This is a genomic window from Corallococcus sp. AB045 (assembly GCF_003668895.1).
Taxonomy (GTDB): domain Bacteria; phylum Myxococcota; class Myxococcia; order Myxococcales; family Myxococcaceae; genus Corallococcus; species Corallococcus coralloides.
The window spans coordinates 1-15,504 of record NZ_RAWN01000219.1 but is presented as its reverse complement, the minus strand read 5'-3'; the positions used below and the strand labels follow the sequence as shown (position 1 = coordinate 15,504).

Here is a 15,504-nt window from a genome sequence, read left to right as displayed (position 1 = left end):
GTCTGTGTCCTGGGGCTGGGGCTGCTGGGGGTGGCCTCCTGCAAGAAGGACGTGCCGGAGGAGGCGCCGGACGCGGGCGTGGAGGAGACGGGCCCCTCTGCCCTCACGGAGAAGGAGCCCAACGAGCGGCCCGACCAGGCGCTGGCCGTCACGCGTGACAGCGTGGTGACGGGCGGTCTGGCGGCGGAGCCCAACAAGCTGGACGAGGACTGGTACCGGCTGGCGCCGGGCACCCCGCGCATCGCGGACGTGACGGTGACGGGCCTGCCGGGCGGGGACGTGAAGCTGGACGTCTACGACCAGGACCGCAACCGGCTGGTGGGCGTGAACAGCGAGGGCGAGGGCAAGGGAGAGCGCCTTCCGAACCTCTACGTGGAGAAGGAGCGCTGGCTGGTGGTGTCGCCCGCGCGCAAGGGCACGGGCGGGGCGTACACGCTGGAGGTGAAGTACAGCCAGCCCAACGACGGCGAGGAGCGCGAGCCCAACGACCGCGCCGTGGACGCCGCCGCGCTGCCGCTGGGGCAGACGGTGACGGCGTTCCTGGGGCACTCCGGAGACGAGGACTGGTACCGGGTGGAGCTGCCCGGTCCCGCCACGCCCGAGGGTGAAGTCCCCGCCGTCCAGGACAGCGGAGCCCCGGGCACCACGCCCGAGGCCCCGGGTGCGCAGGCTCCGGGTTCGACGCCCGCGGCCGTGCCGCCGCCGTCCGTGCCGGACGAGACGCCGGTCATCGACGACAGCGCGGCACCCTCCCCCGAGGGCACGTTCGGAGGCGGAGAGCCGCCCGCGCCGCCCCCTGAGGGTGCGATGCCCACGGCGCCCGGGGAGCTGGGCGGGGCAGTGGCGGCCGAGGCAGCGGACGCGGGCCTCCCGCCTCCCGAGCCGGAGGTGCCGTCGGTGGCGCTGAAGATCGAGCTGTCCGCCGTGGAGGGCGTGCGGCCGGAGATTTCGGTGCTGTCCGCCGCGGAGGCGCCGCTCTTCACCCTGCAGGGCAAGGAGGGCGAGCCGCTCGCGCTGCGCAACATCGGCGTGAGGGCCACGGACCGGGTGGTCTACGTGGTGGTGAAGGGCGGCTGGACGGGGACGGGCAAGGCGCAGCGTCGCACGTACAACGCGCAGGTGCCCTACACGCTGACGGTGTCCCAGGAGGAGGCGGGGGCCCACGCGGAGCTGGAGCCCAATGACGAGCTGCTCAAGGCCACGCCGCTGACGGGCGCGGGCTTCCGCGAGGGCTTCCTGTCGCCCAAGTCGGACGTGGACCACTACGTGCTGAACGCGCGCGAGCCGGTGCTGGCGAAGGTGGAGCTGTCGGGCGTGGACCGGTTGGACCTGACGCTGTCGATGGTGGAGCCGCCGCAGGGGGATGGGCAGAAGGAGACGGTGCTGCTCAAGGCCAACGACGGCGCCATCAAGGAGCCGGAGCGGCTGAACAACGTGGCGTGCAGCGGCACCTGCTACTTCCGGGTGGAGGGCTCCTTCCGGAAGGTGAACGGCAAGTTCGTGAAGGACTTCGAGAACGCGGACCAGCCCTACCGCATCAGCGTGACGACGGTTCCGGACAACGGCAGCGAGGAGCGCGAGCCCAACAACACCGCCGACCGCGCGCAGGACCTGACGTTGGGCAAGGCGGTGCGCGGCACGGTGTACCCGGCGAAGGACGTGGACTACTTCCGGGTGGACCTGTCCGACCGGCCGGTGCGCACGGCCATCACCGCGACGCTGCTGGGCATCCTGAAGGTGGACGTGGGGCTCTACCTGCACCGGGTGCAACCGGACGGAAAGCTGACCCTGGTGCAGACGTCCGACCGCGCCAAGGGCGACCTGCCGGAGACCATCCGCTACAGCGCGGAGCCGGGCGTCTACGTCTTCGAGGTACGCGACGCGAAGAACCGCGAGGCGAACTTTCAGGACTCGTACCAGCTCACCGTCGAGGAGGGCGAATAGCCGGAGGGTTCGCGATGAAGCCGCTGTGGTGTTGGCGATGCCAGCAGGAGGTGCCGATGCTGGACGAGGTGGAGTTCGAGGAGGTGTCGAACCTCTACCGCGCCGCGTTCCGTTCGTCGGAGCCCACCATGGAGGCGCGCTTCGCCCCCGTCAGCCAGGCCTATGAGCGGCTGACGGGCCAGGCGGGCTGCCATCCGAACGTGGTGATTCACCACCGCATCGCGCAGTACGGGCCACCGTGCACGGACTGCGGCAAACCGCTGCGCACCCCTGAGGCCCGGTACTGCGCCGCCTGCGGAAAGGTTCGCCAGACACCGGGCGATTCTTCCCGTTGACAAGGCAGGGCCCCGCCCCTACTTTGGGCCCCGCTTCACGCATCACCCGCGGTGGTAGCTCAGTTGGTAGAGCACGAGCTTCCCAAGCTCGGGGTCGAGGGTTCGAATCCCTTCCGCCGCTCTGAAGAGACACAGGCCGGTGGTTCCTTCGCGGAACCACCGGCCTTCGTGTTTCCGGGCCTCGGGCCGTCTTGCAGCAAGGATGCAGCAAACGGCGCGAAGCCTGTCCCACCGCTCCCATCCCCAGTCTCTGACAGTACAGTACACGCCTTTGCCGCTGCCCGGCTCGACGTCCATAACGAACGTGGTGCCCTCGCGGGTGCCGTCCGTCTTCCACACCTCGGTCCCCAGCGAGCCCGTGCATGCGGCGAAGTAGAAGAGGTACGTGCCAACAGCGTGGCGAGGTTGCCCCGCGCTGCCGTATATAGCACCGTCCCCTCCGGCCGCTTCCGCCGGTACACCCACTCGCGCGCGCCACCTGCCCCTCAAAAGCGGGAGGGAACGCCGGACAGGCGGGACTGGTGGGACAGCGGCCTTTTTCCCCACTGATTAGCATGGGCTAGCCTAGCCCAGTCTTATCGAGGGCCTCGCGGTGTCGTCTCGACTAATCCCTGCTGGGAGCTGCCCAATGCCAATTTGCGAGTTCTGCCAAGAGTTCGGGACAGGAGGTCCGGCCCGCTTCAATGAGATCTACCACAGCGTGGCGGATTCCAGGATTGTAGCTCGGACTTCCCGGTTCGTAGCAATACCGACTCTCGGGCAACTCTTCGAAGGAAGCCTCCTCGTGCTTCCGATCACTCACGTTGAGACATGCTCCGGGCTCGACGCGGACGCTCGGTCTGAGATGCTCAACTTGATTGGCGACATGATGGGCCGAGTGGCGACGTTCGGCCATCCCGTCTACTTTGAGCACGGAGCTACGGCGGCAAGTGCGGGCGGCTGCGGCATATACCACGCGCACCTCCACATCGTCCCGCTCCCCAGGAGGGCGGCGCCCCATGCGCTCTTTCCTGAGGCTGACCAGCGCTTCGACCGCCTTGCCGCCGCCTGGACCGCTTTGAAAGGGGTCGATCACTACCTCCTCCTTGGTGACACCAACGAAACGTGGGTCCGCGACCTGCGGGCGGAGCCGAGTCGCTTTCCGTCGCAATTTTTCCGCCGGCGGCTGGTGGAGCACTTTGAGCTCAATGCCCCTTGGGACTGGCGGGCGTATGGGCATGTCGAGCCGGCGCTCGTCAGAACGCTTGCGCGAGCGGCCTCGAATGCTGGCTGACGCAGCCATCCTAGCCGAGCGCGAGGCGGGCTCCCTGGACATACAGCCTTTCTCCGAAACGCAACTCAAGGGAGCGAGCTATGTGCTCCGGCTCGGGCGGCGGTTCCGCCGCTGGACGGCGGGCGCCGCTCCCATCCGGCTGTGGGCGCCAAGTACGGGCGCGGATGCGCTCATGCCCGCAGACGAGGCGGATACGCTTCTGATTGAGCCCGGCGCCTTCGTGCTCGGATGTACACTGGAGAGGATCCGCCTGTCGCCGACGCTCGCCGCGCAGATCTCTCCACTCTCCCACGTCGCGCGCTTCGGCTTAGGCATCACCTGCGGGGCCGACCTAGTGAGCCCCGGCTTCGGCAGTAAGACACCGTCGCCGCTCACTCTCGAGCTTTACAACCACAACGCCAGATCGCTGGAACTGGAGGCGGGTATGCCAGTAGCGCACCTGCGCTTCGTCCGGCTATCGGGGGTCGCAGAGCGGGCAACGCGGCCGAGCATCTACGAGGGCGCCGATCCCCTGTCGGCGCCTTTGCTTCACGAGGAGTGGCGCGATCTCCTGGGAGGGGGCACGTGATGGTCGAGTCGCGGCCCCGGCTCTGGCCACCCCAATGCTGCGTGCCTGCGTTCATTCATGCCGCGCTGGTGCGGCTCGGCGTGCCGTGCCCCGTTCCCGAGGCCCTTCCCAGCATCCTCGGCGTCCGCGTCCGGCCGGACCAGGAGAACCCGCTCGGGCTAGCACTGGCGACTGACGAGCACCCGCCGGGTATTAGGGGCGCGGACGCGGAACGTGGGGTCAACCGGATGTGCCGGGAACTCGGGCTTCCGTTCCGTCTTCGGCGCGTCCCGTTCAACATCATTCACTGGGTGGTCTGGGAGGACGTCCTCACCACCGCCCTTGACCGGAAGGCCGTGGTGGGCGTCGGCGTCGACTACCACATGCTCATGTCGACCGATCCGATTCGCTCCGCTCAGCATGTGCTCCGGGTCGCCCAGTGGCGAGAGGACGCAGTATGCCTCTTTGATGACTCAGGTGAGACGGTTCCGCCGCACCTTGAAGTCGGCCATGAGCAACTGCGCCGCGCGGTCATGGCCATCTCGGACGGCCTATGGATTGTCGGTCAGGGGCCGGACCTTTCTCTGCCGTTCACCCCCCCTTGGAGCGATGCAGCGTGAGCACGAATAGGCTGGTACCGGATATGATGGAGTCGGCGGCCGCCGAGGCGCTCCAGAGTGCTCTTGAGCGCCTATACCAATGCGAACATCTACTAAAGCAGGTATGGCCCAGCGCATTTGAGTCTCCCTCAGCACCCTGCCGGATACCGCTTGACGAAGTTGAGATTGTGGTTTTGCCACTCGACCGCATCGGGGCCCCGCTGGGGGCGAGCGGCGCCAGTGTATACGTGGCATACTTTGCACACAAAGCAGATGAATCGACAAGGCGCACGGCGTCGCAGCCTCTGGTCGTGAAGATCGGAGCGCGCGACAAGCTTCGCGCCGAGAAGGACGGCGCCGGAAACTGGCCCCTGCTCGCAGGGCAGGCGCGGTCCAAGTTCGCCTTCCCGCTGCAGCTTGACGAAACCAATCCTGAAAGAGCCGTTCTGGTCTCTCCCTTCCAATCCATGTCGGAGGTGCAGCCGGATGGCAGTCGAAACAAGGTAGAAGTGCGTGATCTGTGGCGTCTCTTGGAGAACAAAGACGAGCCCAATCCGACGCATACGACCGACTGGATCAAGATCGGGCGCCTCATCGCCGAGGCGCTCGACTCAGTAGCACCTTCGCACCGAGCCGGAAGGGCTCGTCCCAAAGCCGAGGCGGCTACTTACGAGGAACAATACGAACGATACTTGAGGAAGACGACAAGCGACAAGGCCGAGCATTTGCCACAGTTGCTGTTCGGGAAGGAGGCGCGTACTCACGCGTTTGGCCGCGAATGGCCGAATCCAACCGAGGTTGTCCGCCGCATAATCAGGCACCGGATGCCCTTCTCGGGCATCCTAGGGGCCGTGCACGGCGACTTGCACCCTAAGAATATCGTGCTCACCAGTTATGATGGTGTCCAGATCATCGACTTCGGCTGGGCAACTAACTCCCGGCATGTTGTGGTCGACTATGTCCTGCTCGACCTAAACCTTCGGGGAACGACGCTGCCGTCTCAGATCGACGAAGGTGCGATTCTCTCGCTGGCCTGCTTCCTTGAGCCGCATGACGATCTAGCCGCACTGCCGCAGCCGGTGCGCGCTCGTGCCGAGGTGATCAAGAACGTCATCTGGGAAAAGGCAAAAGAGCGGGCGATCGAGAAGGATTGGACTGCGGAGTATCTGATTCCTCTCCTGCTCGTGGGCTACGGCCTACTCGTTCACCTGGACAGCGCACGCAATCAGCCCGCCCTTATTGCAACTGTACTACAACTATCGAAGTTGCTTGAGCCGACCGTACTGGCAGCCACAACCGTATGAGCACGTCCAAGAAGGTGACGCTTGGCGATCTTGGCGAGTTCCGCGTCTTAAGGGAAGTGGTGCTGCCGCTCGCGCGCTCCGCCGACAGGCTCACTCAGGCTGGCGACGACTGCGTGTTCATTGAGGCGGGCGGCGACACCCTCGCAGTCACCGCTGACGTTGGGCCGCGCCCGATCATTCGCAGCCTGGCCGCGCACCGGGACGACTGGGAGGCATCCGGCTGGCTCGCCGTGGTCGCGACGGCCAGCGATGTCGCCTCAGCAGGGGCGAAGCCCCTCCTCCTCGCGAACTGCGTCGACGCACCCGCAGACCTCGAGGTGGACGTCCTCGCGCGGTTCATGCGTGGCTACTTCTCGGCCATGACCGAATTTGGCTTTCGGAACGGAGGTGGTGATCTCCGCCAGGGCCCCATGCTCGCTGCGCGCGTATTCGGAGTGGGCGTGTTGGATGGTGCCCGCCGCATCGGGCGAAACGGCGCGCGGGCAGGCGACCGACTGGTTGTCGTTGGGCCCGCAGGATCTTTCATGGCGCACTACCTCTTGGCCTCGGAGCGCGAGAGGCAGTTGGGTGTCGCCGGGACCGCGCCAGCGGAGGCTGCGCCCGACGCGCTCCGGTTTCCTCGGCCCCAACTCGGAGCCATGCGGCTGCTGGCCGAGCGCGATCTAGTGCTGGCGGCTTCCGACACCTCAGATGGCCTGCTCGGCGCCATCGAGAACATAGCGAGTGCATCAGGCTGCGGGTTCACTCTCGAACTTGACGGGGCGCTTCTGTCGCAAGAGGTGAAGGACGCTGCGGCGTCGACTACCGTCGCAAGTCCGTGGAACTTGTTCTTCGCGTGGGGCGACTGGTCGGTTGCCGCAGTGGTGGACGGCACGAGGGTCGCGGATTTTGAGCGCTGCTGTCGCGAGAATGAAATCGACTGGCGCCCACTCGGTTGGGTCGTTCCGGAGTCCGGTGGGTTGACGGCAACGCTGGGCGGCCGAACGTTGGACGTGACACCGGTCCGGAACGAAAACTTTCTGGTTCGCGGCTTCAACGCGGGGCTTGAGGGGCACCTCGGCTACATCCTCAATACGCCGATATTGACCTCTAGGAGCGCCGAATGACATCGACAGTCCCCGAACTCCGCCTCATCCTTGCAGCCCGAACGGCGTGCCTACCGGCTGCATTGGGGCGGACGGGATTCGTCCCCATAAACTGCGAGGGGGCAATGCAAACGCTTGAGTCCGCTGGCCTCTGGTTCGGACCGCGACGCGATCTTGAGGAGATGGAGGAGTATCGGCAGATCATCCCCTACGTCGTACTTCGGATGGGCTCGCGGCTCGTGCGCTACACGCGCACGCCGGCCGGGGGCGAGGCGAGGCTGCATGGCCGCATGTCGATTGGCCTCGGTGGCCATGTTGACCTCGTGGACGCAGTGTCGCGCGGAGGCCGGATCGATCTCTTGGCCACGATCGAGCGCGCAGCCGAACGCGAACTGGTGGAGGAACTGGGCGGGGCCGCGTGCGAAGACCGACGCTGGATCGGGATGTTGGTCGACAACGACACAGTGGTGGGTCGCGTCCACGTCGGGCTGATCGGCTTGTGGACCCTGTCCGCGCTGCCTACCGCGGTGGCCGAGGACGCTATCGGCGAGGTGACGGTGCAATCCCTCCCCGAGCTCGCGGCCGACGCCGAGAGGCTGGAAACGTGGTCGGCGATGCTGCTCCCCTGGCTCGAAGTCTTGATCGGAGGTGAGCCGTCGGACAGCACAGGACAAGTCAGCGAGCAGAGCTCAAAGGCTTTATGTCGACCGAGCCGCCAATAACTCTACCGGAGGGGTACGCGAGCATAAGACGGATAGGGACCTCCCTCTCTGCCAACGTGAGTGAGACAGTCCGTACACAGCAGTATAGAGGTGATCTCAGAATTGCCTCAAGAGGATGAGGATGCATCCGAGGTGGAGGAATCCGAGGAAGTTCTCCACCTTCACCTCGTAGCGCGTCACGAGGGCAACGGCTGCGTCGAGCGCTTCATCCGCACCCTCAAGGAGCAACTGCTCTGGGTGCGCATCTTCTCCACCGTGGAGGCACTCCGACAGGCGCTGTTGGAGTGGGCCCACCGGAACAACGAGCACTGGCTGCTGGAGCGCCACCATTTCCGCTCGCCGAGTCAGGCCCGGCGAGCGCTGATACAGTCGAAGCAGGCGGCCTGCTTACAACCAATCTGGTGTCTCAACAATCCGGTGCGGTACACTCCCTCCTCACCTCTCCAACACGTCAACCTGCTCATGACATTCAAGCTCCGCTGTGAGGGCTTGTAAATGGCTGATAACGCCTGCACGAGGCGAGGCCGCTCTTCCCAAGCTCGGGGTCGAGGGTTCGAATCCCTTCCGCCGCTCTGAAGAGACACAGGCCGGTGGTTCCTTCGCGGAACCACCGGCCTTCGTGTTTCCGGGCCCCCCTCCCGCCGTTAGATTCTGGCGCATGTCCAGCCACTTCCAGCCGACCGACAGCGCCCGCGCCAACGAACTGCTCGCCAACCTGTTGGAGACGCCCTTCGAGGACGACGCGGAGGAGCTCCACTTCGCGCTGCGCGAAGGCGACCTGGAGCTCGACGGCGACTTCGCGCTGGAGGCCAACGAGGTCCTCATCGTCGCAGGAAATCTGACGGTGAAGGGCTGCCTGTCGGATGCGTTCCAGAACGAGGATGACGGCTCCAAGCTCTACGTGCTGGGCGACCTTCACGCACGCGACCTGGTCTGCGGCTCGGAGCTCCGGGTGACGGGCAACCTGACCGTGGCGAACGTCCTGTATGCCAACTCGTTCGACATGGACACGCTGGGTGTGGGCGGACGGCTGAGCGCCAGGGTCTTCATCGAGGAAGGCCACCAGGTGGAGTTCAAGTCGCTCGCGGTCGACACGCTCATCACGGACGACGAGGCCTGGCGCGAGGTGGTGCCGGAGGCCGTCGTCGGCGACTTCGCGTCGGTGCTCCCGGTCCACCTGCTCGGACAGGAGGGCCGGTTCATCTTGAGCGAAGCGCTGCACCGGGACCTGCTCACGGGCAGGCCCGTCCTGCGCTGAGAACAAGAGCCGTCCCGGTTGACCCGGGATGGGTCACGCGAGGCCGTGCACGTGTCGGGCGGGCGCTGGAGGGGGGCCGCACTGAAGGGCAGCTACACTGCCCGGCAGTGAACGTTGCCGTCCCTCCCCTGGGCCCTCCGCCATGTACGACACCGAGATCAACGACGCGCTGAACGAAGTGACGACGTTCATGGGGACGGCGGTCATCCAGGGCGCGCCTCCGCATGTGAACGCGGTCAAGCCGTTCATCAAGGACGCCCTCAAGCAGGTGGTGAGCCAGCTGGCGGGCGTGCTCAAGCTGGCGGGGTTCCAGAGCCAGATGGGCACGCTGCTGGCGAACAACTTCCTCCACCGCACGGCGATGGACCTGTATGGCCCCTGCTCGGCGGCCGCCGGGCTGTCCGCGCGCAGGGAGTGGGGCGCCGTGGACAATGCCTGGAACCTGCGTCCCCTCAGCTTCGCCTGGAGCCTGGGCCGCAACGCACTGGGCACGGTGAAGACGCTCGCGGAGACTCCGGCGGATCGCGTCTGGCGGATGATCCAGGACATGGTGCGGGCCCACGTGGACTTCGGCGCCTCGCTGGTGAGCCGCATCATGGGGGACCGCGCCCTGCTGCAGAACGCCTTCGGCATCGCCGGAGGCCTCGCCGACGTGGACGTCACCGGCAGCGACCCGCACCACACGGGCCACCGCGTCGCGCTGCTGCGGTTCTCCTGCGGAGGGCGGGTCGTCTACAAGCCGTCGGACCTCACCTTCCAGTTGCTGCTCATGGGCGACCCCCAGTCGTACCAAATCTGCCGCACGCACTACCCCGCCCTGATGCCGTACACCGACAGCCTCTTCACCACGCTCGACGCGGACCTTCCGGCGATCCGCATCGTCGCGTTTCCGCACGCGCGGGGGGAATACGGCTACATGCAGATGGTCGCGAAGACGCGGCAGATCGCCCTGGGGAATCAGCCCACGTACTTCCGGAAGCTGGGCCGGCTCATCACGGTGTCTGCGGTGTTTGGCATCACCGACCTCCATCACGAGAACGTGATGGCCACGGCCCAGGGTCCCCACCTCATCGACGCGGAGATGGGCTTCAACTACCCCGCGGGGCCGCTCGACAACCCCATCGCCCACGCCGCGCTGTCCCAGGTGCTCCGCATCGCCCCGCCGCCGCACAGCATGGTGGGCGGCGTCTTCACCACCGACCTCTACCGGGGACAGTGGCAGGCCAGCGCGGTGTCCGCGCCCTACAACCAGCAGGAGGTCAACGCGGGCTTCAGCACCGCGCCCCACGGCCCCTGGGTCCAGGCCGCCACGTACCCGAACGAAATCCTGGCCGGCATCCGCGAGGAGGTGGACCGCATCGTCACCGCCATCAACACGGGCCGGGTGGACGCATGGCTCAACCAGTTCCAGAACGTCGCCCCCATGGCGCGCGTGCTCCTGATGACGACGGACATGTGCCGCGCGCACGCGGAGGGCATGACCCAGAACATGAACGGCACCCTGGGGACGGAGGTCCATGCCATGGGCCAGGGACTGTTCGAATGGCTGACGTGGTACGGCGGCCAGCACAACGCGGTCCCCGGGGCCCTGTTCGAGCCCCACAACCGCCAGCACTTCTTCTCGCCCCTGCGGACCCAGGGCGTCACCTACATCGCCGCGACCGGGCAAGGCGTGACGGTGGCGAACCTCACGGAGGTGCGCAACAAGCTGAACCCGCTGCGGGGCACCATGGGCCGGCCGCAGTTGAAGCAGCGGCTGCGCACTGCGCTGGAGACGACGCTCGGGTGTGGCGCGCTGCTCTGACGGGGCACGGGCGCCTTGACTGAACGGGCTTTCAGCCGCACCCTGGCCGGGTGAAGGCCCGCCCTGTCGACAATCCGCCCAACCCCTGGGCGAGCACCGCGGTGGAGTACCTGGACGAGATTCCCCCCGCGCGCCTGGAAGTCTGGGAGGACCACAGCCGCTCCATCATCGCGAGCAACGACAGCCCCGACGTGTGCTTCTCCTGGAGCGTCAACCCGTACCGGGGCTGCCTCCACGCCTGCGCCTACTGCTACGCGCGCCCCACGCACCAGTACCTGGACTTCGGCGCGGGCACCGACTTCGAGACCCGCCTCGTCGTCAAACCCAACGCCCCGGAGCTCTTGCGCGAAGCCTTCGACCGTCCGTCGTGGAAGGGAGAGACGGTCGTCTTCAGCGGCGTCACGGACTGCTACCAGCCCCTGGAGGCGTCACTCCGGCTCACCCGCCAGTGCCTGGAGGTCTGCGCCGAGTACCGCAACCCCGTGGGCATCGTGACCAAGGGCGTGCTGATCGAGCGCGACCTGGACGTGCTCCAGCGGCTGGCGGCGGAGACGAAGCTGTTCGTGAGCATCAGCCTCCCCTTCCACAACGAGGAGCTGGCGCGCGCCATGGAGCCGCTCGTCGCCACACCGAAGCGGCGCCTGGCCACCATCCGCAAGCTCACGGAGGCCGGCATCGACGTGGCCGTGTCCGTGGCCCCCATCATCCCGGGCCTCAACGACGAGGACATCGCGCGGGTGCTCACCACCGCGCGTGAGGCCGGCGCCACGCGCGCGCACTACACGCTCTTGCGGCTTCCTGGCCCCGTACAGGCTGTCTTCGAGGAGCGCCTGCGCACGAAGCTGCCCCTGCGCGCGGACCGGGTGCTGCACCGCATCCGCGAGACGCGCGGCGGGGAGCTCACCGACAGCCGCTTCAAGCACCGCATGCGCGGCGAAGGGCTCTACGCCCAAACCATCCACCAGCTCTTCGCGACGGCGTCGCGAAAGGTGGGCATGCGCGCGTCGTCCATCACGGAGGCCGCGCCGGACACCTTCCGGCGCCCCGCGCGGCCCTCCACCTCACCCCAGCTGTCGCTCTTCTAAAACACGGCCCCTTCCGGGCGTGTCCGGCCCTCACCTTGATTTCACGGGGTGTGAACGGATTTCATCCCGGGGGCCGCCATGAAAATCCTCCCCTTCCTGTCCCAAGCGCTGCTCCCGCTGACCGTCGGTTGCGGCACGGGCCTCATCACGCATGCCGCCTACGGCAGCTACGGCTACGGAGGCTCGGTCTGGCCCATCTCCACGGGCGTGGGGTTCTTGAGCTTTTCCCTGACGCTCCTCGCGGTCCTCCGTAAGGACCGGGCACGTGCCATCCTCCAGGCCACGCTCTTCACCGCCAGCTTCGGCCTGCTGGCCTTCTCCCTCTTGAACGAGCTGGACCTCCGCTATGCCCGGGGGCTCTCGCTGTGGGTGGGCGCCATGCTGGGCGCGCTCGCCATCATGACGTTCTTCCTGCTGCCCCGCCCGGACACCGAGCCGCTCACGCGCAGCAAGGATCCGGTCGTCCAGCAGGTCATCCGCAACCTGAGGCAGCGCGCGGAGAACCTGCGCAGGCTTGCGTGGCTCTTCCTGACGCTGGTCATCGCGTCCATCTCCGCCGCGCTGGCCATCTTCGTGCTCGCCCAGGACATCATCCAGCCCCGGCCCGCCGTGACGGCCTCCACCCTCAATCGCGAGCTGTCGGAAGCCCAGGAGCAGCTCAGGCTGGCCCGCAGGGAAATCGAACCAGCGGGCAGGGTCCTCCTGAAGGAATACGGCCAGTTCATCATCAACAAGCTCATCCTGGTCGATCAGGCGCTCCAGAACGTCAACAGTCAGGAGACCCAACGGCAGGAAGCAGTCCTCGCGATGAAGGCGGAGATCGACCGGCTGAACCAGGTGAACCGGAGCTACATGGTGGACGTCGGCGTGCTCTCACTGCGCATCACCATCACCGTGCTGGTGTTGTTCCTGGTGCGGGTGCTGCTGCAGGCCTACCGCGACAACCTCTCGCTGGCGGCCTTCTACGACGCCAAGGGCGACATCCTCCAGCTGCGAAGCGGGATGGAATCGGGCGACGACCTCCCTGCATTCCTCGCCTCGCTGCACCCGGTGGACGTCACGGGCCGGATGCCGCCCAGCCCTGTGAAGGAGGTGGGTCAGGCCTCGGAACGGCTCGCGAAGGCGCTTGCCCAGGTGATGCAGCTCCAGCAGGCGCCGGGCGGCGGGCCCCGGAAGGAGCCCCCAGCGCCCTGAAGGCCCCGGCGGCCACGCCGCCAGGGCCCACCTCAGGGGGCCGCTATTTCCGGATGGCTTGCAGGATGGACAGCAGGATGACGGCGCCCACCGTGGCCACCAGCAGCGAGTACAGGTTGAAGCCTGTCACGCCCCGGCCACCGAAGAAGCTGAACACCCAGCCGCCCAGCATGGCACCCACGATGCCGGCGAAGATGTTGGCGAACATCCCCATCCGGGCGTTGGTGCCCTTGATGATGCTGGCCAGCCAGCCCGCGATACCGCCCAACACCAGCCACGAGCAGATTCCCATGACGTCCTCCGACAGGTAGGGCCGAAGCCTTACCAGACCTCACAGCGGTTCGCAGCGGGCGCCACCATCGGCGCCCCCGCGGGGCAGGAGAAGGCCTGCTGGAACTGCGGCAGGTTCACGTCCGGCCCCTTCACGCGCAGGAACGCCGGCGAGTGTGAATCCGTCAGCGCCCGCTGCAGCGCAGCCTCATTACGAATCTTCGAGCACCACGATTGCGCGTGCGCGAGGAAGAACTGCTGCCCCGGCGTGAAGCGGTAGGAGTTCGCCTTCGCCGCCTGGTCCGGGTGCCTGGCCAGGTACGCCTCCATGGCCGCGTACGCCAGCTTGAGGCCGCCCAGGTCCGCGACGTTCTCGCCCAGGGTGAGCTTGCCGTTCACCTTCACGTCGTCCACGGCGGTGTACTGGTCGTACTGGTTCTTCACGCACGACACGCGCTCACGGAAGGCCTTGTCCGACGCCGGGGTCCACCACGTGCGCAGGTTGCCGTCCGCGTCGAACTGGCGGCCCTCGTCGTCGAAGCCGTGGGTGATTTCGTGGCCCACCACCATGCCCATGGCGCCGAAGTTCACCGCCGCGGACGCGTCCCGCCCGAAGAACGGCGGCTGGAGGATGCCCGCCGGGAAGACAATCTCGTTGGTGGCCGCGTTGTAGTAGGCGTTCACCGTGGGCGGCGACATGAACCACTCCTGACGGTCCACCGGCTGGCCCACCTTGCGCAGCTGGCGCGCCTGCTCGAACGCGTCCGCCGCCAGCATGTTGTCCAGGTACGAGTCGCGCGTCACCGTCAGCCCGTCGTAGCTGCGCCACTGGTCCGGGTAGCCGATCTTGTTGGTGATCTTCTTCACCTTCACCAACGCCTGCGCCTTCGTCTCCGCGTCCATCCAGGACAGCGTGTCCAGGTTGCGCTCGAAGGACTGCTCGATCTGCTGGACCATGTCCAGCGTGGTGGCCTTGCCGTCCGCGCCGAAGGTGCGCGCGATGAAGGGCTTGGCCAGCGCGTGCGGCAGCGCGTCGTCCGTGGCGTCCACGCACTTCTTCCAGCGCGCCAGGTCCGCCTTGGCGCCGGTGAGCACCGAGGACTCGAAGCGGAAGAACTCGTCGCGCAGCGCCTTGGGCAGCGCCGTCTGCACGTCCTTCACCAGGTGGTAGGAGAGGTACGGCCCCATGTCCGTCGGGCGCTGCTGGCGCACCAGCGCGGACACCTCCGAGAAGAACTTCGGCTCCGTCACGTTGAGCGCTTCACCCGGCGGCAGCCCCACCTGCGCGAAGTACGTGTCCCACTGGAAGGCGGGCGCCAGCTTCTTCAGGCCCTGGCGCTCCAGGCGGTGGTAGACCTTCTCCGGCTCGCGCCGCTCCTCCTTGGGCAGCCGCGCGTTGGCCAGGCGCGTCTCGATGGCGAGGATGCCCGTGGCCTTGCGGCTGGCCACGAAGGGCGCGTCACCCAACAACTCGAACACCTTCTGCACGTGCGCCTGGTAGGCGTTGCGCGCCTCGCGCATCTTCACGTCGGGCTTGAGGTAGTAGTCGCGGTCCGGCAGGCCCAGGCCGCCGGCGTCCACCACGGCGATGACCTGCGTGGCGTCCTTCTGGTCCTGATCCGAACCCACGCGGAACAGCGCGTTCACGTCGCGCGCGTGCAGCCAGGCCACCGCACCGGCCACCGCCTGCGGGCTCTTCAGCCCGTTGAGCTTCGCCAGGTGCGTGCGCAGCGCGGGCAGCGACTGCTCCAGCTTCGCCTCGTCCATGCAGGAGCCGTAGAAGTCCCCCAGCTTCTTCTCTTCCGGGGTGCCCTCGCCCTGCCCTTCCGCGGCCTTGGTGAGGATGTCGCGCAGCACGGTCTGGTTGCGCTCGGCCACGGTCTCGAAGCCGCGGCTCCAGCGCGCGCGCTCGGCGGGGATCTCCGTGGCCTTCAGCCAGCCGCCACACGCGTACTGGTAGAAGTCGTCACAGGGGTTCACGGACGGGTCCATCACCGCGGCGTCCAGGCCCGGGGGCATGGGGCGCTCGGACATGGGCACGGCGGGGGCCTCCGGCGCGGGCGTGGCCGGCGCGGCGGCGGCCA

Annotated in this window: 14 protein-coding genes, 1 tRNA gene and 1 pseudogene; 14 read left to right on the top strand and 2 right to left on the bottom strand. The window is 67.2% G+C overall.

Translation table 11 applies throughout. From position 1 onward, the window contains the following. The 14 genes and pseudogenes from D7Y21_RS34795 to D7Y21_RS34725 form a co-directional block, all read left to right on the top strand. Window positions 1-1,944, top strand: a 1,944-nt coding sequence (locus tag D7Y21_RS34795) for an ABC transporter substrate-binding protein (RefSeq protein ID WP_233612395.1), incomplete at its 5' end; no start/stop codon positions are given. A 56-nt stretch (window positions 1,945-2,000) separates the two neighbouring features. After that, window positions 2,001-2,279 (top strand): hypothetical protein, encoded by a 279-nt coding sequence (locus D7Y21_RS34790; protein ID WP_199735555.1) that lies wholly within the window; start codon window positions 2,001-2,003, stop codon window positions 2,277-2,279. Between the two features lie 48 nt (window positions 2,280-2,327). Next, window positions 2,328-2,400, top strand: a tRNA-Gly gene (locus tag D7Y21_RS34785). A gap of 507 nt (window positions 2,401-2,907) precedes the next feature. Further along, window positions 2,908-3,552, top strand: a complete 645-nt coding sequence (locus tag D7Y21_RS34775) for an HIT family protein (protein WP_121717972.1) — start codon at window positions 2,908-2,910, stop codon at window positions 3,550-3,552. Then, on the top strand, window positions 3,542-4,120 hold the full coding sequence (gene dcd / locus D7Y21_RS34770) for a dCTP deaminase (RefSeq protein WP_121717971.1): 579 nt from the start codon (window positions 3,542-3,544) through the stop codon (window positions 4,118-4,120). The genes D7Y21_RS34775 and dcd overlap by 11 nt, the downstream gene beginning before the upstream one ends. Then, on the top strand, window positions 4,117-4,719 hold the full coding sequence (locus tag D7Y21_RS34765) for a hypothetical protein (protein ID WP_147469461.1): 603 nt from the start codon (window positions 4,117-4,119) through the stop codon (window positions 4,717-4,719). Before dcd ends, D7Y21_RS34765 begins: the two co-directional genes overlap by 4 nt. A 290-nt stretch (window positions 4,720-5,009) precedes the next feature. Next, complete coding sequence (locus D7Y21_RS34760) at window positions 5,010-6,002, top strand: phosphotransferase (protein ID WP_158627397.1); 993 nt, start codon at window positions 5,010-5,012, stop codon at window positions 6,000-6,002. Further along, window positions 5,999-7,108 (top strand): thiamine-monophosphate kinase, encoded by a 1,110-nt coding sequence (locus tag D7Y21_RS34755; protein ID WP_121717968.1) that lies wholly within the window; start codon window positions 5,999-6,001, stop codon window positions 7,106-7,108. The genes D7Y21_RS34760 and D7Y21_RS34755 overlap by 4 nt, the downstream gene beginning before the upstream one ends. A gap of 104 nt (window positions 7,109-7,212) precedes the next feature. Next, window positions 7,213-7,809 carry a hypothetical protein gene (locus tag D7Y21_RS34750; protein ID WP_147469460.1) on the top strand — a complete coding sequence of 199 codons (597 nt, stop codon included), beginning with the start codon at window positions 7,213-7,215 and terminating at the stop codon, window positions 7,807-7,809. A 180-nt stretch (window positions 7,810-7,989) separates the two neighbouring features. After that, window positions 7,990-8,169, top strand: a pseudogene (locus D7Y21_RS43150) (integrase core domain-containing protein); the annotation flags it as partial. Between the two features lie 298 nt (window positions 8,170-8,467). After that, entirely contained in the window at window positions 8,468-9,067 is a 600-nt protein-coding gene (locus D7Y21_RS34740; protein WP_121717966.1) for a hypothetical protein, read from the top strand. Between the two features lie 142 nt (window positions 9,068-9,209). Further along, a complete protein-coding gene (locus tag D7Y21_RS34735; RefSeq protein WP_121717965.1) occupies window positions 9,210-10,871 on the top strand; it encodes a DUF4135 domain-containing protein in 1,662 nt (553 codons plus the stop codon). 50 nt (window positions 10,872-10,921) lie between these two features. Continuing rightward, entirely contained in the window at window positions 10,922-11,956 is a 1,035-nt protein-coding gene (locus D7Y21_RS34730) for a PA0069 family radical SAM protein (RefSeq protein WP_120564101.1), read from the top strand. Window positions 11,957-12,034: 78 nt separating this feature from the next. Continuing rightward, the gene (locus D7Y21_RS34725; protein WP_121717964.1) at window positions 12,035-13,150 is read left to right on the top strand and encodes a hypothetical protein; all 1,116 of its coding nucleotides are present in this window, start codon (window positions 12,035-12,037) and stop codon (window positions 13,148-13,150) included. Window positions 13,151-13,193: 43 nt separating this feature from the next. On the opposite strand, the gene D7Y21_RS34720 is transcribed toward D7Y21_RS34725, so the two are convergent. Both D7Y21_RS34720 and D7Y21_RS34715 read right to left on the bottom strand, forming a co-directional pair. Continuing rightward, the gene (locus D7Y21_RS34720; protein WP_120564099.1) at window positions 13,194-13,442 is read right to left on the bottom strand and encodes a GlsB/YeaQ/YmgE family stress response membrane protein; all 249 of its coding nucleotides are present in this window, start codon (window positions 13,440-13,442) and stop codon (window positions 13,194-13,196) included. Between the two features lie 29 nt (window positions 13,443-13,471). Beyond that, window positions 13,472-15,504: M13 family metallopeptidase (locus tag D7Y21_RS34715; protein ID WP_147469459.1), on the bottom strand; the 2,033-nt coding region annotated here is incomplete at its 5' end.

Coding starts and splice junctions, on each gene's coding strand:
- D7Y21_RS34775 (WP_121717972.1), top strand. CDS start 2,908: ATGCCAATTTGCGAGTTCTGCCAAGAGTTCGGGACAGGAGGTCCGGCC.
- D7Y21_RS34735 (WP_121717965.1), top strand. CDS start 9,210: ATGTACGACACCGAGATCAACGACGCGCTGAACGAAGTGACGACGTTC.
- D7Y21_RS34790 (WP_199735555.1), top strand. CDS start 2,001: ATGCTGGACGAGGTGGAGTTCGAGGAGGTGTCGAACCTCTACCGCGCC.
- D7Y21_RS34750 (WP_147469460.1), top strand. CDS start 7,213: ATGCAAACGCTTGAGTCCGCTGGCCTCTGGTTCGGACCGCGACGCGAT.
- D7Y21_RS34755 (WP_121717968.1), top strand. CDS start 5,999: ATGAGCACGTCCAAGAAGGTGACGCTTGGCGATCTTGGCGAGTTCCGC.
- D7Y21_RS34740 (WP_121717966.1), top strand. CDS start 8,468: ATGTCCAGCCACTTCCAGCCGACCGACAGCGCCCGCGCCAACGAACTG.
- D7Y21_RS34725 (WP_121717964.1), top strand. CDS start 12,035: ATGAAAATCCTCCCCTTCCTGTCCCAAGCGCTGCTCCCGCTGACCGTC.
- D7Y21_RS34720 (WP_120564099.1), bottom strand. CDS start 13,442: ATGGGAATCTGCTCGTGGCTGGTGTTGGGCGGTATCGCGGGCTGGCTG.
- dcd (WP_121717971.1), top strand. CDS start 3,542: ATGCTGGCTGACGCAGCCATCCTAGCCGAGCGCGAGGCGGGCTCCCTG.